At 67.9% G+C, this 25,392-nt stretch carries 19 protein-coding genes; 7 read left to right on the plus strand and 12 right to left on the minus strand.

Annotated elements, in window-relative coordinates; all coding sequences use genetic code 11:
- Window positions 1-11: 11 nt before the first annotated feature.
- Together AC3ANX_RS08940 and AC3ANX_RS08945 are read right to left on the minus strand one after the other, a co-directional pair.
- On the minus strand, window positions 12-2,210 hold the full coding sequence (locus AC3ANX_RS08940) for a TonB-dependent receptor (RefSeq protein WP_488336643.1): 2,199 nt from the start codon (window positions 2,208-2,210) through the stop codon (window positions 12-14).
- A gap of 82 nt (window positions 2,211-2,292) precedes the next feature.
- Window positions 2,293-2,721: a DUF2946 family protein gene (locus tag AC3ANX_RS08945; RefSeq protein WP_488336644.1), complete on the minus strand. Its 429-nt coding sequence runs from the start codon at window positions 2,719-2,721 to the stop codon at window positions 2,293-2,295.
- A 197-nt stretch (window positions 2,722-2,918) separates the two neighbouring features.
- On the opposite strand from AC3ANX_RS08945, the gene AC3ANX_RS08950 reads away from it, so the two are divergent.
- The 3 genes from AC3ANX_RS08950 to AC3ANX_RS08960 all read left to right on the plus strand — a co-directional run bounded on the left by AC3ANX_RS08950 (window position 2,919) and on the right by AC3ANX_RS08960 (window position 7,420).
- Window positions 2,919-4,742, plus strand: coding sequence for a beta-L-arabinofuranosidase domain-containing protein (locus AC3ANX_RS08950; RefSeq protein WP_488336645.1), 1,824 nt, complete (start codon window positions 2,919-2,921; stop codon window positions 4,740-4,742).
- Complete coding sequence (locus AC3ANX_RS08955) at window positions 4,742-6,010, plus strand: ribulose-bisphosphate carboxylase large subunit family protein (protein WP_488336646.1); 1,269 nt, start codon at window positions 4,742-4,744, stop codon at window positions 6,008-6,010. Before AC3ANX_RS08950 ends, AC3ANX_RS08955 begins: the two co-directional genes overlap by 1 nt.
- A gap of 138 nt (window positions 6,011-6,148) precedes the next feature.
- Window positions 6,149-7,420: a four-carbon acid sugar kinase family protein gene (locus AC3ANX_RS08960; RefSeq protein WP_488336647.1), complete on the plus strand. Its 1,272-nt coding sequence runs from the start codon at window positions 6,149-6,151 to the stop codon at window positions 7,418-7,420.
- A 6-nt stretch (window positions 7,421-7,426) separates the two neighbouring features.
- Here AC3ANX_RS08960 and AC3ANX_RS08965 read toward each other — a convergent pair whose 3' ends face one another.
- The 4 genes from AC3ANX_RS08965 to AC3ANX_RS08980 form a co-directional block, all read right to left on the minus strand.
- The gene (locus tag AC3ANX_RS08965) at window positions 7,427-7,789 is read right to left on the minus strand and encodes a hypothetical protein (protein ID WP_488336648.1); all 363 of its coding nucleotides are present in this window, start codon (window positions 7,787-7,789) and stop codon (window positions 7,427-7,429) included.
- A gap of 70 nt (window positions 7,790-7,859) precedes the next feature.
- Window positions 7,860-9,641, minus strand: coding sequence for a putative bifunctional diguanylate cyclase/phosphodiesterase (locus AC3ANX_RS08970; protein ID WP_488336649.1), 1,782 nt, complete (start codon window positions 9,639-9,641; stop codon window positions 7,860-7,862).
- A gap of 145 nt (window positions 9,642-9,786) precedes the next feature.
- Window positions 9,787-10,440, minus strand: a complete 654-nt coding sequence (locus tag AC3ANX_RS08975; RefSeq protein ID WP_488336650.1) for a PilZ domain-containing protein — start codon at window positions 10,438-10,440, stop codon at window positions 9,787-9,789.
- Between the two features lie 164 nt (window positions 10,441-10,604).
- The gene (locus tag AC3ANX_RS08980) at window positions 10,605-11,597 is read right to left on the minus strand and encodes an aldo/keto reductase (RefSeq protein WP_488336651.1); all 993 of its coding nucleotides are present in this window, start codon (window positions 11,595-11,597) and stop codon (window positions 10,605-10,607) included.
- 498 nt (window positions 11,598-12,095) lie between these two features.
- On the opposite strand from AC3ANX_RS08980, the gene AC3ANX_RS08985 reads away from it, so the two are divergent.
- Together AC3ANX_RS08985 and AC3ANX_RS08990 are read left to right on the plus strand one after the other, a co-directional pair.
- Window positions 12,096-14,582 (plus strand): TonB-dependent receptor plug domain-containing protein, encoded by a 2,487-nt coding sequence (locus AC3ANX_RS08985; protein ID WP_488336652.1) that lies wholly within the window; start codon window positions 12,096-12,098, stop codon window positions 14,580-14,582.
- A gap of 68 nt (window positions 14,583-14,650) precedes the next feature.
- On the plus strand, window positions 14,651-15,865 hold the full coding sequence (locus AC3ANX_RS08990) for a carboxylate--amine ligase (RefSeq protein ID WP_488336653.1): 1,215 nt from the start codon (window positions 14,651-14,653) through the stop codon (window positions 15,863-15,865).
- On the opposite strand, the gene AC3ANX_RS08995 is transcribed toward AC3ANX_RS08990, so the two are convergent.
- Entirely contained in the window at window positions 15,846-16,403 is a 558-nt protein-coding gene (locus AC3ANX_RS08995; RefSeq protein WP_488336654.1) for an arsenate reductase/protein-tyrosine-phosphatase family protein, read from the minus strand. The two genes, AC3ANX_RS08990 and AC3ANX_RS08995, sit on opposite strands and share 20 nt — an antisense overlap.
- A 101-nt stretch (window positions 16,404-16,504) precedes the next feature.
- On the opposite strand from AC3ANX_RS08995, the gene AC3ANX_RS09000 reads away from it, so the two are divergent.
- On the plus strand, window positions 16,505-17,470 hold the full coding sequence (locus tag AC3ANX_RS09000) for a polysaccharide deacetylase family protein (RefSeq protein WP_488336655.1): 966 nt from the start codon (window positions 16,505-16,507) through the stop codon (window positions 17,468-17,470).
- Here AC3ANX_RS09000 and AC3ANX_RS09005 read toward each other — a convergent pair.
- Window positions 17,467-17,673 carry a hypervirulence associated TUDOR domain-containing protein gene (locus tag AC3ANX_RS09005; RefSeq protein ID WP_488336656.1) on the minus strand — a complete coding sequence of 69 codons (207 nt, stop codon included), beginning with the start codon at window positions 17,671-17,673 and terminating at the stop codon, window positions 17,467-17,469. The two genes, AC3ANX_RS09000 and AC3ANX_RS09005, sit on opposite strands and share 4 nt — an antisense overlap.
- Before the next feature lie 155 nt (window positions 17,674-17,828).
- Here AC3ANX_RS09005 and AC3ANX_RS09010 point away from each other — a divergent pair, with 155 nt between their 5' ends.
- On the plus strand, window positions 17,829-19,103 hold the full coding sequence (locus AC3ANX_RS09010; protein ID WP_488336657.1) for a glycoside hydrolase family 130 protein: 1,275 nt from the start codon (window positions 17,829-17,831) through the stop codon (window positions 19,101-19,103).
- A 3-nt stretch (window positions 19,104-19,106) separates the two neighbouring features.
- Here the strand turns inward: AC3ANX_RS09010 and cobA are convergent, their stop codons facing one another.
- The 4 genes from cobA to nirB are packed head-to-tail and all read right to left on the minus strand — an operon-like array spanning window position 19,107 to window position 25,340.
- Window positions 19,107-19,889, minus strand: coding sequence for a uroporphyrinogen-III C-methyltransferase (cobA, locus tag AC3ANX_RS09015; RefSeq protein WP_488336658.1), 783 nt, complete (start codon window positions 19,887-19,889; stop codon window positions 19,107-19,109).
- Window positions 19,886-22,486 (minus strand): molybdopterin-dependent oxidoreductase, encoded by a 2,601-nt coding sequence (locus AC3ANX_RS09020; protein ID WP_488336659.1) that lies wholly within the window; start codon window positions 22,484-22,486, stop codon window positions 19,886-19,888. Before AC3ANX_RS09020 ends, cobA begins: the two co-directional genes overlap by 4 nt.
- A complete protein-coding gene (nirD, locus tag AC3ANX_RS09025; protein WP_488336660.1) occupies window positions 22,483-22,827 on the minus strand; it encodes a nitrite reductase small subunit NirD in 345 nt (114 codons plus the stop codon). Before nirD ends, AC3ANX_RS09020 begins: the two co-directional genes overlap by 4 nt.
- Complete coding sequence (gene nirB / locus AC3ANX_RS09030; RefSeq protein ID WP_488336661.1) at window positions 22,824-25,340, minus strand: nitrite reductase large subunit NirB; 2,517 nt, start codon at window positions 25,338-25,340, stop codon at window positions 22,824-22,826. Before nirB ends, nirD begins: the two co-directional genes overlap by 4 nt.
- Between the last annotated feature and the right edge of the window lie 52 nt (window positions 25,341-25,392).

A 25,392-nucleotide genomic window follows, 5' to 3' on the forward strand; every position in this document is an offset into this window, starting at 1 on the left:
CGTCGTCCTCCTCAGAAGTGCGTCGAGAGCGTCACGTCGACGCTGCGCGGTGCGGCGACATAGATGTTGGTGGCGGGATAGCCCGAATATTCCCCGTAGAACGCGTTCGTCAGGTTTCGGCCCCGCACCGTCAGCGATATTTCCTGTGCGAGCCGATAGGCGATCGACGCGTCGAACGTGGTGTGCCCGCGCACGAGGATCGTGTTGGCAGTGTCGGTGTAGAAGCCCGACGCATGCCGAACGAACGCGCCGAGCGTGACCGGCGTGCCCTTGGGCGTGTAGAGCGTTGTAGCGTTGAACGTGGTCGACGGAATGTTGATCGGCCGTTTGCCCGCGCGATCGAAGCGGGTGGTGCCGACCAGTTCGATCAGTTCGTCGTACTTCGCCTTCACGTAGGACGCGCCGCCCGAGAGCTGGAATTGCGGGGTGAGGTTGGCGTTGACGGTCACTTCGCCGCCGCGCGAGGACTGCTTGCCGCCTTGCACGGTCTGCGCTGAGTTGTTGGGGTCACGGGTGAGGATGTTGGTCTGCTCGATCCAATAGCCCGCCCCAGTCACCGTCACCCGGTCGCCCCACAGCGACGCCTTGACGCCGCCCTCGGCGCTGCGCCCGGTGGTGAGCTTGTAGCTGGTGTTGACGATCGACTGGAGCAGGATCGACGAGACCGGCACTACCGCCGTGGTATATTCCCCGTAGAACGTAATGGCCTTGGTCGCATCCCATGTCGTGCCGACCCGCCACGAGAACGGATCGTATGACGGATGCGCCTGCGTCAGCCTGCCGCCTGCGTTGAGATCGGTGATGGTGCGATCGAGATCGATATGATCGTAACGCGCCCCGCCGACGATCAGCCAGCGCGGGGTGAGGTTGAGCGCATCCTCCGCGAACACCGATGCCTGATCGAGCCGCGAGCGATAGACGACGTTGGTGGTGGTATAGACGGCGGACATCGGAAAGCTGCCGACCACCGGCGCATAGGGATCGACCGGGGCGCTCGCGCCGACCGGGCTCTGCTGGCGGGGGTTGACGAACCAGGTGTGGTCATACTCGCCGCCCAGAGTGAAACGATTGCGTAAGGCTCCGATCACGCTGTCGTTGGCGAGCGCGAGCCGGTCGGTCCAGAACCGCTGGTCGTGGAAGATGCGCTGCACCGATCTCGCGAGGCTGCCGTTCGGAAACGCGGCGGTGGGGGCGGTGTAGTTCTGGTCGCCGCTCAGCACGAAATCGCGCTTCGCCCAGTAATATTGCGCATCGTTGGCGAGTGACCAGCCGCCGCCCAGCTTCCAGTCGATCCGTGCGCGCAATGTCGTCTCGTTCGCGCCCGAATAAGCGCCGAGCGGGTTGTAATTCTCGCGCCGCATCGTCCGGTCGAGCACGAGGCCGTTGGCGGTGCGGACCGCGTCGCTCGGGTCGCGCGCCGTCGCCAGCGCGACCAGCGGCGCACCCTGATAGCTCGAATCGTAGCGATCCTCGAAGTGGTCGACGCCGACCAGCACCGACAGATCGGAGCTCGGCTTCCACAGCGCCGAGGCGGTCAGGCCCGAGGAGCGGGTGTCATTGTCCTTTACGTCATACAGGCTGTCGCTGCGCTGGTAGCTTGCATCGGCGCGCACCGCGAGCGTTTCGAAGAGTTTGTAGTTCACGCCGGCCGCCGCCTCCAGCGTGTTGAAGCTGCCAAAGCTGAGCAGGCCGTCCATGTGGTTGCCGTCGAACACCGGCTTGCGCGTCACCTTGTTGATGACGCCGGCGAGCGCTCCCTCGCCGTACAGCACCGAGGCGGGGCCTTTCAGCACCTCGATCCGGTCGTAATGCCACGTGTTGATATCACGAGTGACCACGGTCGAGGTGGAGATGCGCACGCCGTCCTGGAGGATCGACACCGCCGCCCCCGAAAAGCCGCGCAGGCTGACCACCGCCGGATTGCCCGGCACGTTGCCCGCGATCGCGCCGACCACATCGTTGAACGCCTCCTTCGAGGTGCGCAGGCCGCGGATTTGCAGATCCTGCTGGGTGAGCACCTCGATTGAAGCGGAGGTCTCACGCATGGTCAGGCCGAGCCGACTGGCGGTATCGGTCGGCTGGTCGAGATCGGGCGTGTCGAGCTTGCCCGTGACGACGATGTCACGGGGTACGGGTGGAGCATCGGCCGCGAAAGACGGCGTGGCAAGGACCGCGAGCGAGGCGCTCGCGGCAAGCAGATATCTGGACATGGAAACCCTGTTCGTAAGCGCCGGCGCTTTCGCCGACGGACGCCAAAAGTCGACCGGCGGCGCTGCGTCGGCCGTCGCGGTGTCAGGCGTGCAGGGGCGGACCGGTTCGCGGCGGCCAGCGGAAGCGCGGCTCGGCGGCGCGGGCGCGCTGCGGGCGGCGGAACGTCGTGGTGACGATGAACAGGATGGCGAGCGCGAGCAGCGCCGGATCGGCCGTCGCGGTCGCGGCGAGCGCGACGCCGGCGAAGGCGCACGGCCCGTCTTTCATGTGGCCGGACGGATCGTGGTCGCCGTGGGTCGGCGCGGCATGCGCGTGATCCATCCCGAACATCCCGTGATCCATTCCCGTTGGCATCGGTCCCTGATCCGGGCAGAGCGCCATCACCAGCCCGCCACCTTGCACGACGGGCATATAGCCGGTCGGGATCAGCATGCGCGCGAGCAGCGCCAGCAGCACGATCGCCAGGGCGAACGTGCGGCGGTCGTGCAAGGCGAGGCGCAGGCCGGTCATGGCCTAGCGGTACGGCCGTGGCCCGCCCACGTCACCCGAAATCACGATGATCCAGAGCAGGGTGGGACGATATGATCGCCTTTGCCGGTCCGCCTTGCGATTTGGCTTTGATTTCGATTGGCTTTCGATTGCTTTCATATCGTCGGATCGCTATTCCCATGCGAAGCCGACACAAGCGGGTACGCAAAGAGGATGACATGGTGAGGGGAATGCTCGATCTGGCGCTGTCGCGCCGCGCGATGATGGAGTGCAGCATCTGTGCGACCGCAGGCACCGCGCTCGCCGCGACCCCTGCGGCCTGGGCGGCGGTGCCCGCGCCGGCGGTGGGCAAGGAGGCGATGCACGAGTTTCCCTATGGCGCGGTGACGCTGACCGGCGGGCCGCTCAAGGCGCAATACGACCGCATCCACGCGCATTACCTCGCGCTCGACAACGACCGGCTGCTCAAGGCGTTTCGCGAGAATGCCGGCATGCCCGCGCCCGGCCCCGACATGGGCGGCTGGTACGATCGCGACGGCTTCGTGCCGGGGCTGACGCTGGGCCAATATATCTCCGGCCTCGCGCGGATCGGCGCGGCGACCGGCGACAAGGCGTGCCATGCCAAGGTGGCGGCGCTGGTCGACGGCTTCGGCAAGGCGTTCGTCACCGCCAGGAACCCCTATGTCGGCCCCAAGGCGCAGGCACAGTGGGCCGCTTATGTGATGGACAAATATGTGGTCGGCCTGATCGACGCTTACCGGCTCAGCGGCGTCGAGCAGGCCAAGACGCTGCTGCCGATCGTCATCAAGAAGTGCTTGCCGTATATCTCGCCGGTCTCGCGCGACCGCATCGGCAAGCTCGATCCGCCCTATGACGAAACCTACGTCCTGTCGGAAAACCTGTTCCTCGTCGCCGACATCACCGGCGACGACACATACCGCCAGCTCGCCAGGCATTACATGCTCGACAAGGAGTGGTTCGATCCGCTCGCGGCGGGGCAGGACGTGCTGCCGGGCAAACACGCCTATAGCCACACGATCGCGCTCGCCTCGGGCGCGCAGGCGTATCTCCACCTCGGCGACGACAAATATCGCAAGGCGCTCGTCAACGCTTATGCCTTCATGGAGCCGCAGCGCTTCGCCAGCGGCGGTTGGGGGCCCGAGGAGCAGTTCGTCCCGCTCCATCAGGGCAAGCTCGCCGCCAGCCTGACCAGCTCCAAGGCGCATTTCGAGACGCCATGCGGCAGCTTCGCCGACCTGAAACTCGCGCGCTACCTGATCCGCTTCACCGGCGAGGCGCGCTACGGCGATGGGCTGGAGCGGACGCTCTACAACACGATGCTGGCGGCGCGGATGCCCGACAGCGACGGCGGCTATCCGTATTATTCGGATCACGGGCCGGCCGGGCAGAAGCGCTATTACCAGCAGAAATGGCCGTGCTGCTCGGGCACGCTGGTGCAGGGCGTTTCGGACTATGTGCTCAACGCCTATTTCCATGACGACGCCAACGTGCTGGTCAACCTCTACACGCCGTCCGAACTGCGCTGGGAACGGCCCGGCGGCACGGTCGAGCTGGTGCAGGAGACCGCATACCCTTCCGCCGACACGGTGCGGCTGACCGTGCGCAAGGCCGGCGACGGCCGGTTCGGCATGAAGCTGCGCATCCCGGCATGGACGGAAGGTGCGACGCTCAAGGTCAACGGCAAGGCGCAGGCGGTGACGCCGGGTACGCTGGCGGCGGTGACGCGGGCGTGGAAGGCGGGCGACACGGTCGATCTCACCATACCGCAGCCGCTGCGCACGCTGCCGATCGACGACAAGCACCCGAACCTCGCCGCCGTGATGCGCGGGCCGGTGATGTACGTCGGCATCAATCCGTGGGCGGGCATCGAGACGCAGCCGATCGCGCTGCCGCAGGCGCTGGAGCCGGTGCCCGATGCCAATCAGGCATATCGCACCGACGTCGGCGGGCGGAACCTCGTGTTCGTGCCCTATTACACCGTCGATACCGAGACCTCGACCACCTATTTCAAGATCGCATGATGACCGACCAACGCATCTACGCCACCTATTGGATCGAAACCGCATTCCCGCTCGAACAGGCCGCCGCCACGATGGCGGGCGAGCAATCGACCGGCACCTTCGTGCGCGTGCCCGGCGAAACCGACGAACTGCGCGAGGCGCACGCCGCGCGAGTGGAGGAACTGACCGATCTCGGCGAGGTCGCGGCGCCGTCGCTCCCGGGCTCGGGGCTGCCGAAGTCGGGCGACGCGACGCGGCGCGCAGCGCGGGTGGTGCTGTCGTGGCCGATCGCGAACTTCGGGCCGTCGCTGCCCAATCTGCTCGCGGCGGTGGCGGGCAACCTGTCCGAGCTGAAGGCGTTTTCGGGCCTCAAGCTGACCGACCTCAAGCTGCCCCCGGTGTTCCTGGAGCGCTATCAGGGCCCGCAGTTCGGCGTCGCCGGCACGCGGCGGCTGGCCGGCGTGTACGATCGCCCGATCATCGGCACGATCATCAAGCCGAGCGTCGGCCTCTCTCCGCAAGCGACGGCGGAGCAGGTCCGCGTGCTGGTCGAGGCCGGAGTGGACTTCATCAAGGACGACGAGTTGCAGTCGGACGGGCCGCATTGCCCGTTCGACGCGCGCATCTCGGCGGTGATGCGCGTCATCAACGACCATGCCGACAAGACCGGCAAGAAGGTGATGTTCGCCGCCAACCTGACCGGCGAGATCGACGAGATGCTCGCCCGGCACGATCATGTTTTGGCGCAGGGTGGCACCTGCATCATGGCGAGCATGAACTCGATCGGCCTGCCCGCGATGAAGGTGCTGCGCGCGCACTCGCAACTGCCGATCCACGGCCACCGCAACGGCTGGGGAATGCTCGGCCGCTCGCCCGCGATCGGCATGAGCTTCATCGCGTACCAGAAGCTGTGGCGGCTGGCGGGGATCGACCACACCCACGTCAACGGCATCGACAACAAGTTTTGCGAGACCAACGACAGCGTCATCGCCTCGGCGCGCGAGTGCCTGACGCCGATGTTCGATGCGCCCGCTCCGGGGTGCGAGATCATGCCGGTGTTCTCCTCGGGCCAGTCCGCGCGGCAGGCGGCGCCGACGTTCGCCGCGCTCGGCTCGGTCGACTGCATGTTCGCGGCGGGCGGTGGCATCATGGCGCATCCGGGCGGCCCGGCGGCGGGCGTGCGCGCGCTAATGCTCGCTTGGGAGGCGGCGGTGGCGGGCGTGCCGGTGGAGCAGGCGGCGAAAAACGCGCCCGAACTCGCAGCGGCGCTGGGGGCGTTCGGCGGGTGAGCTTGCGTTGGGCGGAATCCCGTTCCCCGGCGAAGGCCGGGGTCCAGCTGGGAAGGTTGCTGTTACGGAGCGCGCCGCCAGTTCACGGTCGTTCCGTAACTGGACCCAAGCCTGCGCCGGGGAACGGCTTGTAAGACGATGACGCTGCGCTACGCCTTCTACGGTGACGATTTCACCGGATCGACCGACGTGCTCGAACAGCTCGCCGAAGGTGGCGTACCCGCCGTGCTGTTCCTGCGCGCACCCGACGCGGCCCTGCGCAGGCGTTTCGCCGGGGTGCAGGCGATCGGCATCGCCGGAGACAGCCGCAGCCGCTCGCCCGAATGGATGGCGGAGCATCTGCCCGGCATCTACGGTGCGCTCCGCGACGCACCGGTCGTGCATTATAAAACCTGCTCGACCTTCGACAGCAGCCCGCATACCGGCTCGATCGGCCGCGCGCTGGAGATCGGGCTGGCCGCGTTCGGTGGCCCAGCGGCGATCGTCGTCGGCGCGCCGCACCTTCGCCGCTACGTCGCGTTCGGCAATCTGTTCGCCGCCGCCGGGGCCGAGGTGTACCGGATCGACCGTCACCCGACGATGGCGCGCCACCCGGTCACGCCGATGCACGAGGCCGATCTGATCCGCCACCTCGCCGCGCAGACCGACGCGGCCGTGGCGCTGGTGCCGCTCGACCGGATCGAGGCGGGTGAGGCGGGCAGGGCCTTTGACGCTGCCGATGCGCCGGCGGTGCTGTTCGACGGCGTGTCGATGCGCGATCTCGCCGCGACCGGCGACGTGCTGCTCACGCGCGAGGTGCGCTTCGCCGTTGGGAGTTCGGGCGTGACGCGCGCGCTGGTGCTGGCATGGACGGCCGCCGGGTTGATCGACGCAGCCCCGCCAGCGATCCGCGCCGCAGCGCACGACCGTTTGCTCGTCGTCAGCGGTAGTTGCTCGCCGGTCACCGCGCGCCAGATCGCGCGCGGCGTGGCGGACGGCTATGCGCCCGTGCGCGCGGACGTGGGCGCGCTGCTGCGGGGTGAGAGCGCGGAGGAGGAGCGCCTCGTCGCGGCCGCGGTCGCGACGCTAGGGGCGGGTGGCCGAAGCGTCATTCACTCCGCCGAGGGCCCGCTCGGCGAGACCGCGCCGGCTGCGGGCGACCGGCTCGGCGCCGCGCTCGGCCGGGTCACGCGCGCGGCGGTGCTGCGCACGGGCTTGCGCCGCGTGCTGTTCGCGGGCGGAGACACATCCAGCCACGGTGTCGCGCAACTCGGCATCGACGCGCTGACCTGGGCCGCACCGATCGAGCGCGGCGCGCCTTTGGTCCGGGCGCACGCCGCCGATCCTGCGATCGACGGACTCGAACTGGTGCTCAAGGGCGGGCAGATGGGTGGCGAGGGGTTCTTCGAGACGGTCCGGCTGGGCGGGTAGCCCGACTTACTGATAGTGCGTGGTGTTGCCGAACCCGCTGTTGAGCTTGGTCATCTTGGCCAGCTTGCGCAGATAGGTTCGGGCATGCCGGTCGAATTTGGTGTCGTTATACACGCCGCGCCAGATATACTCGTCGCGGTCGAGCAGCGCGCGGATTTCGCCCGCGAAGCCGGCCTGATCGTCGATCGCTTTCTTGCCCTTCAGCAGCGCGCAGACCATCTCCTCCGCCGCCGCCTTGTCGCAATCGTCCTGCAACTGGTAACCGCCCTGCTCGGCGACCACCTGATCGGCGCGCGCGGCTGCGATGCGGCGTTCCAGCCATGTGCGGACGCTCGCGCCGTTCCAGTCGCCCGATGTTTCTGCCACCACGTTTGCCAAACTCCCTCAGTGCGCGGTGATGGCGGGTTCGGGCCAGGATCACAACCGCGCCGTGCGGGGTTCAGGCGGCCACGCCGCTGGAGGTTGAGGATGGCGCGGTCTTCATCAGCAGCGCGGTCGCCGCGTCACGATGAACCGCCGGCGAGAACAGATAGCCCTGCGCGAACGTGCAGCCGATCGCGCGGAGCTGTTGCGCCTGTTCCTCCGTCTCGATCCCCTCCGCGATCACGCGGATGTCGAGCTTGCGGGCGATCTGGAGCAGCCCTTCGACGATCACCAGCCCGGCGTCGCCGGGCGCGAGCCGGTCAATGAAGCTCTTGTCGATCTTGATGATATCGACCGGTACGGTGAGCAGATGGGTGAGCGAGGCGAAGCCCGTGCCGAAATCGTCGAGCGCGACGCGCATCCCCTTGGTGCGCAGCGCCTCGACCGCTTTCTGCACCGCGCGGTCGCCATCGCCCATATACACCGCCTCGGTCACTTCGAGGATGACATGGGTGAGCGGAACGTCCTGCTGCTCGAACGCGGTGGTCAGCACCCGGTCGACGGTGCCGCTGTGGATGTCGGCGGAGGAGACGTTGATGCCGACGTGCTGGAAGGCGATGCCGCGATCGAGCCACGCGCGCACGTCGGCGGCGACCAGCGACACCATCCGCGCGGTGAGCGCTGTGGCGACATGCACGTCCTTGGTCGCCTCGTGGAACTGCCCGGCCGAGACATAGGCATTGCCGACCCGCATCCGGCACAACGCCTCGAACCCGACGATCGCGCGCGTGTCGAGGTCCACCACCGGCTGGTAGAAGGCGTCGATCCGGTCCTCGCGAAGTGCGGCGTCGACGTCGCGGATCACGCCGAGTCGGCGGGTGATGTTGGTGCCGATGCCCGGCCAGTAGCGGACGAAGCCGCCGCGCCCGGTCTCCTTGGCGTGGTACAGCGCGAAATCGGCATTCTGGCGGACGCGCTCGGCGTTCGTGTCGCCCGCCGCGACGATCGCGCCGCCGATCGTCGCACGCGGGGCGACGATATGGCCGCCGCAATCGACCGGCTCATCCAGCGCGCTCAGCATCCGTTCCGCCGCGCCCTCCAGGTCGTGCAGCGACCCGGCGGACTGGAGGAGGATCGCGAACTCGTCGCCGCCGACGCGGAACACGCGCTCCGGTGCTGCCTCGGCGGCGATGCGGCGGCTGGCGATCTGAAGCAGGCAATCGCCGGCATGGTGGCCGAACGTGTCGTTGGTGACCTTCAGGTTGTCGAGATCGACCACGAACAGCGCCCACGCGCCCGGCGTCGCGCAGTCGAGCTTGGCGAGCGCGGCGTTGAACGCGGCGCGGTTGGGCAGCCCGGTCAACTCGTCCGAGAAGGCGCGCCGTTCCTGCTCGATCATCCGGTGATGCCGGTCGAGCGCGATGGCGCAGAGGTTGACGCAATGCCCCACCATCTCGCGCTCGGACGGGGAGGGGCCGCGCGGCTGCTTGTAGTACAGCGCGAAGGTGCCGACGAGGCTGCCATTCGCGGCGAACACCGGCGTCGACCAGCACGCCCGCAAGCCAAGCGGCAGGGCAAGATGCCTGTATTCGGCCCAGCGCGGATCGCTCGCGATGTCAGTCGCGGCCACCGGCTCGCGAAGATAGGCGGCGGTGCCGCACGATCCTGCCCTGGGGCCGATCGCCATGCCTTCCAGCGCATGCGAATAGGCGTCGGGCAGCCGGGGTCCTGCCAGCGGGTGGATCTCCCCGGCGGCATCGACGGTCAGGACCGAGCAGATCACCTCCGGCATCAGCCGCTCCACCTCGCGGCAGAGCCGCTCCGCCGTACGGCTCAGCGTCTCACCTTTGGCGATCATCTCGAGGATGATGTTTTGCAGTTGTAGCAGCGGACCCTCCAACGCATGGCATCAACATCGGCCTATGCTTCGGCCATCAAGATATAGTGGCGGCGCGTCGTGAAGATGCGCTTCACCTTCTTAACCCGCTATCGGGAGCAGGCCGTCACCTGATGCCGAGACGGGCACCGGCCGTGTGGCCGGCCACCCAGCGGCCGACGTCCTCGAAACCGACCAGATCGTGAAAGGCGATGCCGGCGAAATCGTCGACGCGCCAGCGCACCGTGCCGGCCAGCTTGGGCAGGCCGTTGATCGAAAGGATTGCCTCCTCGCCGAGCCGGTCGGGTTCGTGGAGGCGGATGCGGGCGCCACCTTGCGAGATGTTGCACAAGGCGGCGGTCTGCGTGCGCGCGCCCGAGCGCACCTGCGCGGGTGCGCTGACGTTGATGCGAATGGGGCGGACGACATGATCCGCCTGTGCCACCGGCTCCGCCAGCACATCGCCGACGTCGATCAGGCGGCTGAACTTGACGCCCATCAGCTCCGGCTGCCGCCAGACGACGCGGCCGCGCACGACCGTCGAGGAGCGGAAGGCGATCTTCACCGCGTGCCCCACCTCGAGATCGGAGAAGACATGCGCCATCAGGCCCGAACGCGAGATGTTGCGGACGAGGCAAAGCTCCTCGCCGAACGCGGTGCGCAGGATCGCGCTTTTCAGGATCGAGAGGTTGCGCGCGTGCTCACGGCGCTCGGGCGCCTGCGGCATGTCCTCCGACAGTGAAATGACGGTCAGCGCCTTGTCGTTGCGAAGATCGAACATCGGTGCCCCATTCTTGCGCCGATGCCCTCCGCATCAGCGCTGCCGGGACCGTAACGACGCCACGCCCGGAATGGGTATCCAGACGAGGTTTATGGCGTGTAAACCAGAAAAACCTGTGCCGGTTCGTCGTCACGCGGCGCCGGACCCAGGCCGACCTCGAACGGTTACAGCTTCACGCGCGCCATGCCCGCCTCGGCATAGCGCGGCCCGGCGGTGCCACCGTTGGGCGCGGCGGCGTCGATCTCGGCGAGATCGTCCGTGGTCAGCGTCACGTCGGGTGCGCCCGCGCTGTCGCGCAGCGTCTCGCTGCGTTTGAAGCCCGGGATCGGCACGATGTCCTCACCCTGTGCGAGCAGCCAGGCGAGCGCGATCTGCGCGCTCGATGCACCGTGGCGCGCGGCAACCGCCGCGATCGCATCGACGATCGCGAGATTGGCAGGCATGTTCTGCGGCGAATAGCGGGGGTCGTTGCGGCGCCAGTCGTCTGCGGGAAGATCGTCGATGCTGCGGATGCCGCCGGCAAGGAAGCCGCGACCCAGCGGGCTGTACGGCACGAAGCCGATGCCGTTTTCGCGGCAGGCGGCGAGGATGTCGCCCTCGACGTCGCGCTCCCATACCGAATATTCGCTTTGCAGCGCCGCGATCGGGTGGACCTTTGCTGCGCGGCGAACGGTTGCGGCGGCCGCTTCGGACAGGCCCAGGAAGCGGACCTTCCCCTCCGTCACCAGTTCGGCCATGCCGCCGATCGTTTCCTCAATCGGTACGTTGGGGTCGACGCGGTGCTGGTAGAACAGGTCGATCGTGTCCACGCCCAGCCGCTTCAGCGATCCTTCGCACGCACGCCGGGCATTTGCCGGGCTGCCGTCCACGCCGGTCGGCGTGTCGTCATCCCAGCGCATCGCGAACTTGGTGGCGATGACGAGACCGTCGCGCTTGCCCTTGATCGCCGCGCCGACCAGTTCCTCGTTGCGGAACGGGCCGTACATTTCGGCGGTGTCGAAGAAGGTGATGCCGAGGTCGATCGCCTCATGGATGGTGCGGGTCGATACCGCGTCGTCGGCCTTGCCGTAGGTGATATTGCCGTCGCGGATCATCGGCATGCAGCCGACGCCGATCGCCGAAACTTTGAGGCCGTGGCCCAATGTGCGGTACTTCATGCGCGAGTCCTTCGAAAAACGGGTCCATCCCGCCGCGCGGCGGAACGGGATGGAAAAGCGAAAGGCCGCCCCTTTCGGAACGGCCTTTCCATTGTCCACCGAACACGGTCAGCTCAGACGAGCCGGACCCCCATGGCGGAGGTCGAGCTCATGAATTCTGCCGTGGCCGGCATATGACAATGAGACATTGGACCACCTCCTTTCCGTTGTTGACGATAGCAGGGATGTGGGTGCCGCTCAGCCACGCTTCAAGGGGGCGATCGCCGACCGGGAAGCGGCGCCACGCAAGACGCTCTTGGCGGGTGCGAAGCAATTCTATTATATCCTATTCAAGCGATGGGATATGGTGCCGTCACGCCACGCCTGGTATAAGCTCCCAAGCGTAACCTCGAACCCGGTGGCTTTGCCGCCGGGTAATTTTTCTTGGCTGCGACGCGCCCGCGCTTGGTGTAATACGACAGAACAAAATAAGACTAACGACACAAAAAGGGACCTCTAATGAAGACTTTCCGGCCGTTGCTCGCCGTTGCGGCGTCGACTCTGGCGTTGGCCCATGCCGCCAGCGCGGGCGCGCAGACCACCCCCGCCAACGAACCGGCCGCACCCGATGCGGCAGCGCCCGAACAGACCGATATCGTCGTCACCGGCAGCCGCACCACGGGACGCTCGCGGCTCGATAGTGTCTCGCCGGTCGACGTGCTGAGCGCGGCAGCGTTGCAACGGCAGGGCACGACCGAACTGGGCGCGTCGCTGTCGGCGGTGGTGCCCTCGATCGACTTCCCGCGCTCGGCGGCGGTGGACGGCACCGACTCGATCCGCCCGGCCACGCTGCGCGGCCTTTCGCCTGACCAGACCCTCGTCCTCATCAACGGCGTGCGCGCGCATACCTCCGCGCTGCTCAACACCAACGGCTCGGTCGGGCGCGGCTCGGCGGCGGTCGATCTCAACACGATCCCGAGCGTCGCGCTCGATCGGGTGGAGGTGCTGCGCGACGGCGCGGCGGCGCAGTACGGCTCGGACGCGATCGCGGGCGTCGTCAATCTGCGGCTGCGCGAGGCGCGCAGCGGCGGCGGCGCGACCGCGACCTACGGCCAGTACATCACCGACGTGAAGACCGCGCGCGGCGACCGCCACGAGAATGATGGCGAGACCGTCACTGTTGCTGGCTGGCAGGGCTTCGGGCTGGGTTCGGACGGGTTCCTGACGCTGTCGGGCGAATATCTCGATCGCAACCCGACCAGCCGCGGTGATTACGATCCGCGCAAGACGCCGATCCGCGTGCGCTCGCGCTTCGGCGATCCGGACGTGCAGCAGTACAGCTTCTACGCCAACGCCGGCAAACCGCTCGGCGACAGCGGCTTCACCCTGTACGGCTTCGGCGGCTACCAGCACCGCGACAGCATCAGCGCCGCGACGCCCCGGATCGTCGGCGGCACCGGCGCGAACGCCAATGCCAGCGCCGATGCGCTCGCCAGCTTGTACCCGGACGGCTTCACCCCGCTGATCGCGGTCGGCTCGGAGGATCTCACCGCCACCGCCGGTCTGCGCGGCGACATCTCCGACTGGAAGGTCGATCTCAGCGTCTCCTACGGGCAGAACAAGCTGAATTTCGAAACGCGCGATTCGGGCAACGCCACCTACGGCGCGAACTCGCGCACCAGCTTCTTCGATGGCGAGATCACCTACGACCAGCTCGTCAGCGGTCTCGATGTGGCGCGCGAGCTGCCGCTCGGTAGCGGCACGATCAACGTCGCGTTCGGTGGCGAATACCGGCGCGAGGGCTTCCAGATTCAGGCGGGCGACCACGATTCCTACGATCGCGCACCCGGCGCGGCATCGAACCTCGGGTCGGGCGCGCAGGGCTTCCCCGGGTTCCTGCCGTCGAACGAAGTCAACAAGCACCGCGACAACGTGTCGGGCTATCTCGATCTCGAAGCCAAGCCGGTCGAGGGGTTGACGCTCGGCGCGGCGGGCCGCCTCGAACATTATTCGGATTTCGGGACGACGGTGAACGGCAAGCTCTCCGCCCGCTATGATTTCGCGCCGTGGTTCGCCCTGCGCGGCACGGTCTCGACGGGGTTCCGCGCGCCATCGCTCCAGCAGCAATATTACACCTCGACCGCATCGGTGCTGACGACGGTCAACGGTGTCGGCACGATCGTCGAGACCGGGCTGTTCCCCTCGACCAGCGCGGTCGGCCGGGCGCTTGGCGGCAAGGCGCTGGAGCCTGAAAAGGCGATCAACTATTCGGCGGGCGTCGTCATCCGCAAGGGCGGGTTCGACCTGTCGGTCGATGGCTATTACATCAAGATCCGCGACCAGATCGCGCTGTCCGAGAACCTGAGCGGCGCGGTCGTGATCCAGCGGCTGCGCGACGAGGGGATCACCAGCGTCACTGCCGCACGCTATTTCCTCAACGGCATCCGCTCGACCGCCAAGGGCGTCGATATCGTCGCGCATTACCGCGCACCGACCGACAATCTCGGCACGTTCGACCTGACTGCCGCCGCCAACTTCAACAAGGTCGACGTGACGAGGGCACCGTCGCCGGTTACGATCACCTCGTCGACGGGCAGCACGACGCTTGCGGTGTTCAGTCGCCAGCGCATCGTCTCGTTCGAGGAAGGCACGCCGCGCCAAAAGGTGATCGGCACGATCGACTGGTCGCTCGACAAGCTTGGGGTGACGGCGCGCGCATCCTATTATGGCGACGTCACGCAGCCGAGCAGCACCGGCTTCGCGGAAGACGATATCCACACCGGTCGCCACACGTTGCTAGATCTCGAGTTCCGTTACCAGCTTCTCAAGCAGGTCAATCTAGCGGTGGGCGCGAACAACTTGCTCGACGAATATCCCGATTACGTGAAGCTCGCCTCGTCGCGCGGCACCGTGCTCAACAGCACCGGGCTGGTCGGCTTCCCGTATTATTCGCCGTTCGGGTTCAACGGCCGCTACGTCTATGGCCGCGTCGGCGTGAGCTGGTAAGCGAAGACGTGGTTTACGCCGCCGCCCGCGCTTGCCAAGCGCGGGCGGCGGCGGCAAGGCTCGGGGACATGAGCCGCCCGCATCCCCTCCCGCCCGCGATCGTTCTGGGGGTGGATACCGCGATCGGGCTTACCGTCGTGCGCGAGCTTGGTCGCCACGGTGTCCCGGTGATCGCGATCGGGCGCTCGGCCTATTCGGTCGGGGGTGCGTCGCGCTACTGCACGCGCTTCGTGCTGCGGCCGAAGGACCGGCCGCTCGCCGACTGGCTGCCCGATCTGATCGCCGAGACCGGGGCGGCCGCGCTGTTCTCGATCAGCGAGGGCGATCTGCTCGAACTCTCGGCGCTGCCCGACACGATCGGTGCGTGCCGCCTGCTTACACCGCGCCGCGAGAAGCTCGACGTGGTGCTCGACAAGCTCAAGACGCTGGCGGCGGCGCGCGCGGTCGGCATCCTCACGCCTGAAAGCTGGCAGCCGCGCGTCGGCGAACCGCTCGCCGAGCGGGCGGCGACACTCGCCTATCCGGTGGTGCTGAAATGGAGCGATCCGCCCGCGATGTTCGCGCGGCTCGATGCGTCGGGGATCGCGTTCGAAAAGGCGGAATATGCACAGGGGCCGGAGGAGTTGCTGCGGCGGCTGGCGCGCTACCAAGCGCTCGGCGATTATCCGATCGTGCAGACTTGGGTGAGCGGCTACGGCTTCGGCCAGATGCTGATGATGGCGGACGGCAAGGCGCGGCTGCGTTTCCAGCACCGCCGCGTCCGCGAGTTCCCGGCGAGCGGCGGCGTCTCGACACTCTGCGCGACCGTGCCTGCCGATCTGCATCGCGAGCAGATGGCGAAATCCGAGGCGCTGCTCGCCGCGATCGGCTGGGAAGGACTGGCGATGGTCGAATATCGCCACGATCCGGCGACCGGGCGCTACTGGCTGATGGAGATCAACGGCCGTTTCTGGGGCAGCCTGCCGCTCGCCAGCCAGGCAGGAGCGTGTTTCGCCTGGGAGCAGTATCGCCACGCCGTGTTGCGCGAGCCGGCCGACCCGAACCCGCGCTACCGCGCGCGCCGGGCACGCTATGCCATCCCGGACAGCAAGCGGCTCGTCCAGATCCTGCGCGATCCCGATATTGCCGGCGCAGGCAGACCGCCGTTCAGCCGCGCGCGGGAGGCTGCCGCTTACGTCGGCGAGTTCCTCGATCCGCGCACCGGCTATTATGTGTGGTCGTGGTCCGATCCCAAGCCGCTGCTGCGCGACGTGGCGGGCATCTTCAGCAAGCTGAAGCGTTAGAGAAAGCGGCGGCGAGCGCGGGGATCGCGGTGGCGATCCGCGCGAGGCAGACTTCGGTATAGGCGGCGCTGAGCTGATAGGGGTCGTGCAGATGCGGCGTCTTCGGCTGTGTGTAGAGCCCGAGCAATGTGCGCGGTATCGCTGCCAGCATCGGATCGGCGGCGAGCTTGCGCAGGTGGCGTGTCTCCATCGCCAGCAGCAGATCGCCGGTGATGGGCTTGTAATCCTGCACCCGCAGCGAGCGATGATCGGCGAGGTCATGTCCCATCGCCGCCGCCGCATCCGCGACCGGGCCATGCGCGGGCTTGCCGTTGGCGGTCGACAGACCGAACGAGGCGCTGTTGAGGCCATGCTTGCGCGCCAGCACGTCGGCGAAGGCGCTGCGGCAGATGTTGCCGTGGCAGACGAACACCAGCCGCCGGATCGCGCTTGGGTCGGGCAGCAGCACGCCGCCATCGCTCGCCGCCAGTTCTGCATGGGTCAGCGCGAGTCGGACGAGGCCGCGGAAGGTGCCGTAGCGGTGGTCGATCATCTGCATGGTCTGACGAGCGGTACAGGCGAGGGGTTAAGGACGCGATACCATACCGGATGTTAACCCGCCGCTGGCACGCCGGCCACGAACGCGAAAGGCGCAGGCGGATGGCTCAGGTTCTCGTCACGGTCGATACCGAATTGTCGTCAGGGCGGCACCGGCAGGGCATGAGCCTCGCCGACAATCTGCGCTGCTCGATCGAGGGGCGGACGGCGGATGGCGCATTCGGCGTCGACTGGCAGATGGACGAACTCGAACGCTGCGGGCTGAAGGGCGTGTTCTTCGTCGATCCGATGCCGGCGCTCGTCCACGGACCGGATTTCCTGGAGCCTATGGTCGCACCGCTGCTCGCACGCGGGCATGAGGTGCAGTTGCACATCCACACCGAGTGGCTCGAATGGGTAACGCACTCGCCGGTCGGCGGGCGTACCGGGCGCAACATCGGCGATTTCGCAGCCGAGGATCAGGCGGTACTGCTGTCGCTCGCCAGCGATCTGCTCGTCGCCGCCGGTGCGCCGCGCCCGACCGCGTTCCGCGCCGGCAATTACGGTGCGGACGATCGCACCATCGTCGCGCTCGCGGGAGTCGGGATTGCTTGGGACAGCAGCGTCAACATCGGCTGTCCCGACGATAGCTGCCGGGTCACGCGCAAGACGCACATGCCGGTCGCGTTCGGCGATGTGGTGGAGGTGCCGGTCTCCGGTCTGTTCGACCGTCCGGGCCACTTCCGCCCCGCGCAGATCTGTGCGCTGTCGGCGTGGGAGATGCGCGCCGCGCTCCGCCATGCGGCGGGAGGCGTGGACCCGTTCGTGATCGTCACGCACAGCTTCGAGATGCTCTCGCGCGACCGGCAACGCGCCAACCGCATGGTGATGCAGCGCTTCCGCAGCATGTGCGCCGAGATCGCGCGCCAGCCCGGTCTCACCAGCGCGGGCTTTCGCGACCTCGATCCTGCCACAGTGACGGCGAATGCCCGGGCCGCGCGGCCGTTGCTCGCCGCCAATGCGGTCCGCACCGCCGCCCGGATCGTCGAACAGGCGGTCGCCACGGCGCTGTACGAGCGCGCCGCCTAGTCGCGTTTCAGCGCGCCTTCCTTGTGCGCGGCCTCTTTGCCCGCATCGGTCTTGACGATATACTGCGGATCATCCTTGCTCGCGGCGACCTTGTGGCCCTTGATGTGCGTCTCGGAGGTCTGCTTCTTCACCACTGTCCCGTGCGCGGTGCCGCCGTGGCTCTTCCACGAAACCTTGTCGCCCTTCTTCAGATGAATCGCCATCGTCCGTCTCCTGCCGTCGTCGCGGGATAAGACCCGGCGGGGCGGCATTCGGTTCCGTCGTCCGTGCCAACAAAGCCGCGGCGCTTTCGTCGTGGTCGCGCGTTACGCGGGTTCTGCCATCACGGAGAACGGCCTTGAAGCACGGCACCGACATCATGAATCACTCCGACCTGATCCTGCGGCCGGACCCGGCGCGCACGGTGCTGCGGCCGTTCGACGTGGGCGATCCCGCCGGCTTCGACCATCAGACCCGGACCCGGCCGGAGCGGATCGCCGCGCGTGTGCTGGGCATGGATGCGGAGCGGCTTCAGTCCGAGCTGGAGCGTGTGATGGTCAGCCTCGCCGAGCGCCACCGCGATCCCGAGAAAACGGTCCTCCGCCGGTTCGAGGACGTCAAGGCTGCCGCAGGATGCGCGGGCGTCGACCCCGACCGCGCACGGCTGATCGGCGCATATTTCCTGGAGGAATATGCATTCGAGGCGGCGGCACTGTTCAACCCGAGCATGATCAAGGCAGAGGACCAGAGCGAAGCGCCCGAGGGCGGTGTCCGCTTCGTCATGTCGCTGCGCGGTATCGGCGAGGGGCATCTGTCCTCCGTCACCTTCCGCGTCGGTGACTGGTGCCCGAAGCGCGGCTTTCACGTCGACCCGCCGAGCGAGTTCGGCGTGACGCCGCAGATCGAGGAAGGCGACGACGACAGCGACGGCATGGTGCGCATCCTGTGCGAGGACAGCCAGAACCCGTCCGAGACGGTGCTGTTTCCCGTTACAAAGGCGCAGCAGCGCGGCATCGAGGACATGCGGCTCGTCCAGTTCGTCGAGGACGACGGCAGCATCCGGCATCTCGGCACCTACACCGCGTTCAGCGGATCGGAGGCGCGCTGCGAACTGATGGAGGCGTTCGACTGGCGCAACTGCACGATGCAGGCGATGACCGGCGAGGCGGCCTCGCGCAAGGGTATGGCGCTGTTTCCGCGCCGCATCGACGGACAATATGCGATGCTGGGGCGGCAGGATAACGAAAACCTGTGGTTGCTGCGCTCTGACGATCTCACACATTGGGAGGGCGGGGAGCGCATTCTGACGCCGGAATATTTCTGGGAATATGTGCAGATCGGCAACTGCGGCTCGCCGATCGAGATCGACGAAGGGTGGCTGGTTCTGACCCACGGCGTCGGATCGGTGCGCAATTACTGCATCGGCGCGGCGCTGCTCGACCGCGACAATCCCGCGAAGGTGCTCGGCCGGATGAAGCTGCCGCTGGTCCATCCCAGCCCCAAGGAGCGTGACGGCTATGTCCCCAACGTCGTCTATAGTTGCGGCGGAATCGTCCATGATCGCCGTTTGCTGCTGCCGTACGGCGTGGCCGACAGTTTCACCGCCTTCGCCGATGTCGCGCTGGACGATCTGCTCGCCGAGTTGCGGGGCTGAGCGTCAGGCCATCGCCGCGCCGGTATGGCAGGCGGCGCGCAGCGTAGCGCCGGTGTCGGCCACCGCCGCGCCGACGAGGATCAGCGTCGGTGCATCCTCGGCGAAGGCGGCGGTGGCGAGCGGCAGCAGATCGAGCCGCGTGTGCAGCAGCCGTTCCTCGGGCAGACTGACGTTGCAGGCGATCAACACCGGCGTCGTGCGCGGCAAGCCTGCTGCGATGAGGCGCTGGCTGATCTCGGCGGCGGCACCGCGCCCCATGTAGAAAGCGAGCGTCGCGCCGCCGCTCGCGAGCGACTGCCAGTCGAGATCGAGCGGCTCACCGGCGCGGGTATGCGCGGTGACGAACTGCACGCCGCGTGCAAATCCGCGCAGCGACAGCGACACTCCGGCGGAGGCCGCGGCGGCGCTGGCGGCGGTGACGCCGGGGCAGATCCGCACCGTGATGCCGGCGGCACGCAGCGCCTCCAGCTCCTCGGCCGCGCGCGCGAACATCGCGGGATCGCCGCCCTTCAGCCGCACCACCCGCCGCCCGGCAAGCGCTGCCTCGACCAGAAGATCGTTGATCGTGCGCTGATCCTTGGAGTGGCGGCCCGAACGCTTGCCGACGCCGATCCACTCCGCCCGCGGCCCAAGCGCGCGAATGTCGGGGCCGACCAGCGCATCGAAGAAGATCACCTCGGCGCGCGCGATCAGCCGCTCGGCCTTGCGGGTGAGCAGGTCGGGATCACCCGGCCCTGCGCCGACCAGCCACACGCTGCCGGGTGCGAAATCCAAGGTCTGCGTCACTGTGCGACTCCCAACGCCTGTGTTTCGGTGGAGAGGATGCGGGCGAGCGCTGGGCGGCACGATCCGCAGCCGGTGCCCGCGCCGATCGCCGCGCCGATCGCCGCGACATCGACCAGCCGCTGCTCGGCGATCGCGGCGACGATCGTCCTGATGCCGATGTCGAAGCACACGCAGACGATCGCGCCACGATCGACCTGCGCGCCCGGCGCGCGCCCGGCGAGTACGGCCGGGCCGTGTTCCGCGCCCAGTTGCGCGATCAGCCAGTCGCGCGAGGGAAGTTCACCGTCGCGGGTGATGAACAGTGCCCCGACGAGCCGCCCGCCTTGCAGCACCGCGATGCGGCGGCTGCCCCGGGCGGGATCGCTCGCCTCGATCCGCTCGCCCGCCGGGAGCGCGCGGTCGAGCCGCAGCGGATCGCCGTTGCCCGCAACCTCCCACAGCGCGCCCCCCGGCACCGTCACGCGTGTCGCCCACAGGCAGCACGGCGGCTCGGGCGTTTCGCCCTGCGTAAGGAGGAAACCGCGCCACGCGACCGGCTGGGGCGTGATCCGCGCAGGTGCGAGCTTGAAGCCCGGCTGGCCCGACACGGTGTCGACCTTGTCGCGCGTCAGCGTGCCGCTGCGGCCCCCGGTCGATTGCTGGTCGGTCCAGTGGATCGGGGTGAACAGCTCGCCGCGCCGCTGGCCTTCGCTCACGCTCACCCGGAACAGGCTGTCGCCCTGCGGCGTCGCGACGCGCGCGAGCCCGCCATCGGCAAGCCCGAGCGCCTCGGCGTCGGCGGGATGCACCTCGACCAGCGGCTCCTCGCGGTGGCGCGACAGGCGTGGCGAACGGCCGGTCCGCGTCATCGTATGCCACTGGTCGCGGTAGCGGCCGGTGTTGAGCGTCATCGGCCATGCCGCGATCGGCGGCTGGAGCGTCTGCTGCGCGACCGCGACGAGCCGCGCCTTGCCGTCGGGCGTGGAGAAGCGACCGTCAGCGAACGGAGTGTCGCCCCAGGCGAATGGCGCCATCGCATCATAGGCGGCATTGCCGATCGCCGCGTGCGCGCGCAGGTTGAGCACGCGCGCGCCGTCATTCTGATAGGCGGTAAGGCGGGCATGTTCGCGCCAGATATCCGCCGGGCGATCATAGCCGAACGCGGTGCGCCAGCCCATCCGCCGCGCGACCTGCGAGACGATCCACCAATCGGGCTTCGCCTCGCCCGGCAGCGGCAGGAAGGCGCGCTGACGGCTGATCGTGCGGTCCGAGTTGGTGACGGTTCCGTCCTTCTCGCCCCATGCGGCGGCGGGCAGGCGGACGTGGGCGTGAACGCTGGTGTCGGTGGTCGCAATCACGTCGGAGACGACGACGAACGGGCAGGCGGCGAGCGCCTCGCGCACACGTGCGGCATCGGGCATCGACACGGCGGGGTTGGTCGCCATCACCCACACAGCTTTGATCCGCCCGTCGCCGACCGCGCGGAACAGGTCGACCGCCTTCAGCCCCGGCTTCGTCGCCATCCGCGCCGCCGCCCAGAAGCGGCCGACGCGCGCGACGTTCTCAGGCGCGAAATCCATATGCGCGGCGAGCGTGGAGGCGAGCCCGCCGACCTCGCGCCCGCCCATCGCATTGGGCTGGCCGGTGATCGAGAAGGGCGCCGCGCCGGGCTTGCCGATGCGGCCGGTGGCGAGGTGAAGGTTGACGATCGCGTTGACCTGATCGGTGCCGCGCACCGACTGGTTGATGCCCTGGCTGAACAACGTGACGGTGCGCGGGTGCGCAGCGAACAGATCGTAAAAGCGCTTGAGGTCGGCGGGTGCGACCTCGCAGATGCGGGCCGTCGACCACAGGTCGCATCCCTCGCCGAGTGCGTCCCAGAACCCGTCGGGCGTCGCGACATGGGCGGCGAGATACTCCGCGTCGATCAGCCCGGCGTCACGGCAATGCGCAAGCAGGCCGTTCATCAGTGCCACGTCACTGCCGGGGCGGATCGCGAGGTGGAGGTCGGCATCCTCGCACGTCTCGGTGCGGCGCGGGTCGATCACGACCACCTTGGTGCCGCGGGTCGCGCGCGCCGCCATGATGCGCTGATAGACGACCGGGTGGCACCATGCGGTGTTCGATCCGACCAGCACGACGAGATCGGCGGCGTCGAGATCTGAATAGCTCGCCGGCACGACATCCTCGCCGAACGCACGGCTGTGCCCGGCCACCGCGCTCGACATGCACAGCCGCGAATTGGTGTCGATGTTGGCCGAGCCGATGAAGCCCTTCATCAGCTTGTTGGCAACGTAATAGTCTTCGGTCAGCAACTGGCCGGAGACGTAGAAGGCGACGCTGTCCGGCCCGTGCTGCGCGATCGTGTCGCGGAAGCGGCGCGCGACGAGATCGAGCGCCTTGTCCCAGCTTGCCCGACGCTGGCCGATCATCGGGTGGAGCAGTCGCCCGTCGAGCCCCAGCGTCTCGCCGAGGTGGGTGCCTTTCGAACACAGCCGGCCCGCGTTGGCGGGGTGGTCGCGGTCGCCCGCGATGGTCGCGCCGCCCGCGCCGTCGGGCGTGGCGACGATGCCGCAGCCGACACCGCAATAGGCGCAGGTGGTGCGGACGCCGCTCACGCCGCGAGCGCCGCGCCGACCAGTGCGATCCGCGAGATCAGGATACGGCCGGCATCGACCTTCACCGGGATGGTCGGCACGCAGCCGCGATCCTCGCCGAGCGCCTCACCGGTGGCGAGCGAGATGCGCCAATTGTGCAGCGGGCACGTCACCGCGTCGCCGTGGACGATCCCCTGGCTGAGCGGGCCGTGCTTGTGCGGGCAGCGGTTGACCAGCGCATAGACCCGGTCGTCGCCGGTGCGGAACACCGCGATCTCCTCGCCACCGGTGACGGCGACGGTGCGCGCGCCGCGCGGCGGGATCGCGTCAAGCGTGCCGATATCGAGCCAGTCGCCGATCATCGTGCCATCTCCAGCGCAAGCGGGCGGAACTCGCCGAGATGCGCGTGCTGCTCGCGCTCCGCCCCGGCCACGCGTGTCGCCCACGGATCGTCCTGGCTGAAGCTTTGCGACAGGTGGAAGCGCGCACACAGCGCCGCGCGACCGGCATCGTCGTCGACGATGCGCGCCTTGATCGGCTCCAGACCGATCCGCTCGATCCACGGCGCGGTACGTTCGAGGTAACGTGCCTCCTCGCGGTAGAGCTGGATGAAGGCGGCGCAATAGTCCATCGCCTCCGCCTCGGTTTCCACCTTGCACAGCAGGTCGGTCGCGCGGACCTTGATGCCGCCGTTGCCGCCGACGTGAAGCTCGTACCCCGAATCGACGCAGACGATGCCGAAGTCCTTGATCGTCGCCTCGGCGCAGTTGCGCGGGCAGCCCGACACGGCGATCTTGAACTTGTGCGGCATCCAACTACCCCACGTCATCCGCTCGATCTTCACGCCCAGCCCGGTCGAATCCTGCGTGCCGAACCGGCACCATTCGGAGCCGACGCACGTCTTCACCGTGCGGAGCGACTTGCCGTAGGCATGGCCCGAGACCATGCCGGCCGCGTTGAGATCCGCCCACACCGCGGGCAGATCATCCTTCTTGATACCGAAGATATCGAGCCGCTGCCCGCCCGTCACCTTGACCATCGGCGCGTTGAACTTCTCGACCACGTCGGCAATCGCGCGCAGCTCGCGCGGGGAGGTGAGGCCACCCCACATGCGCGGCACCACCGAATAGGTGCCGTCCTTCTGGATGTTGGCGTGCATCCGTTCGTTGACGAAGCGGCTTTGCTGATCGTCCTGATACTCGCCCGGCAGCGCGCACAGCAGATAGTAGTTGAGCGCGGGGCGGCACGATGCGCAGCCGTCGGGCGTCGACCAGTGCAGCCGCTGCATCACCTCCGGGATCGAGCGCATCGCTTGCGCGACGATTTCGCGGCGTACGTCGTCATGGCCGAAGCTGGTGCATTTGCACAGTGTCTTCGGCCCGCTCGCCACCGCATCTTCGCCGAGCGTCACCGCCAGCAAAGTCTCGACCAGCCCAGTGCACGATCCGCAGCTTGCCGACGCCTTGCAGCCGGCGCGCACCGCGTCGAGGCTGTTCGCGCCGCCGGCGATGCACGCCACCACCTGACCCTTGGAGACGCCGTTGCAGCCGCAGATCTCGGCATCGTCCGAGAGCGCCGCAACGGCCGCCTTAGGGTCCGTCTGCCCCCCTCCCGAGGCGAACGCCTGGCCGAAGATCAGCAGGTCGCGGATCGGTGCGACGTCCTCGCCTTTCTTCAGCAGGTCGAAATACCAGCCGCCATCGGCAGTGTCGCCGTACAGCACCGCGCCGACGATGCGGTCGTCCTTCACCACCACGCGCTTGTAGATGCCGCGCGATGCGTCGCGCAGCACGATATCCTCGCAGCCCGCGCCGCCCGAAAAGTCGCCCGCCGAAAACACGTCGATGCCGGATACCTTGAGCTTGGTCGAGGTGACCGAACCGCGATAGCCGCTGTGCCGTTCGACCAGCGCGTCGGCGAGGCTGCGGCACATCTCCCACAGCGGCGCGACGAGGCCATAGACATTGCCGTCATGCTCGACGCATTCGCCGACCGCGAGCACGTCCGCGTCGCTCGTGACCATATGATCGTCGACCTTGATGCCGCGCCCGACCTCAAGCCCGGCCGCCCGCGCCAGGGCGACCGAGGGGCGGATACCGACCGCCATCACGACGAGGCTGGCGGCGATCTCGCGACCGTCCTTCAGCCGCACGCCCTCCACCTTGCCGTCACCGAAGATCTCGGCGGTGTCGGCGCCGGTCAGCACGGTCTGGCCGCGCCGTTCGAGTTCGCTCTTGAGCAGCCAGCCGGCCGCCTCGTCCAACTGGCGCTCCATCAGCGTCGGCATCAGGTGGATCACCGTCACCTTCATGCCGCGCAGCGTCAGTCCATGCGCCGCCTCGAGCCCGAGCAGACCACCGCCGATCACCACCGCATCGCCGCCGCCCGAGGCCGCCGCGAGCATGTGATCGACATCCTTCATGTCGCGAAAGCCGATCACCCCGGGCAAATCCTTGCCCGGCACCGGGATGATGAACGGATCGGAACCGGTCGCGATCAGAAGCTTGTCGTACGACACGGTGCGGCCAGAGCGTGCCGTCACCGTCTTCGCCGCACGGTCAATCGTCTCGACCGGATCGCCCGCGATCAGCTCGATCGCGTTGTCGGCATACCAGTCATGGCCGTTGATGACGATCTCATCGAAGGTCTTTTCCCCCGCCAGCACCGGAGAGAGCATGATGCGATTGTAGTTCACATGCCGTTCCGCGCCGAAGATCGTCACGCGGTAACGTCCCGCATCGCGCGCGATCAGTTCCTCGACCGCGCGGCACCCCGCCATGCCATTGCCGATCACGACGAGGTGCGGCGGGGCAGGGGGTGCGAACGTCTCATCCGCCTCGAACGCGGCCGGGTCGTGATGCTCGTCCAAGTGCATGTTTCAAGCTCCAAAACGAAAAAAGCCGCCATCCGGAGCCCGGTCGCGAGAC

The organism is Sphingomonas sp. BRN-1R (assembly GCF_057748035.1).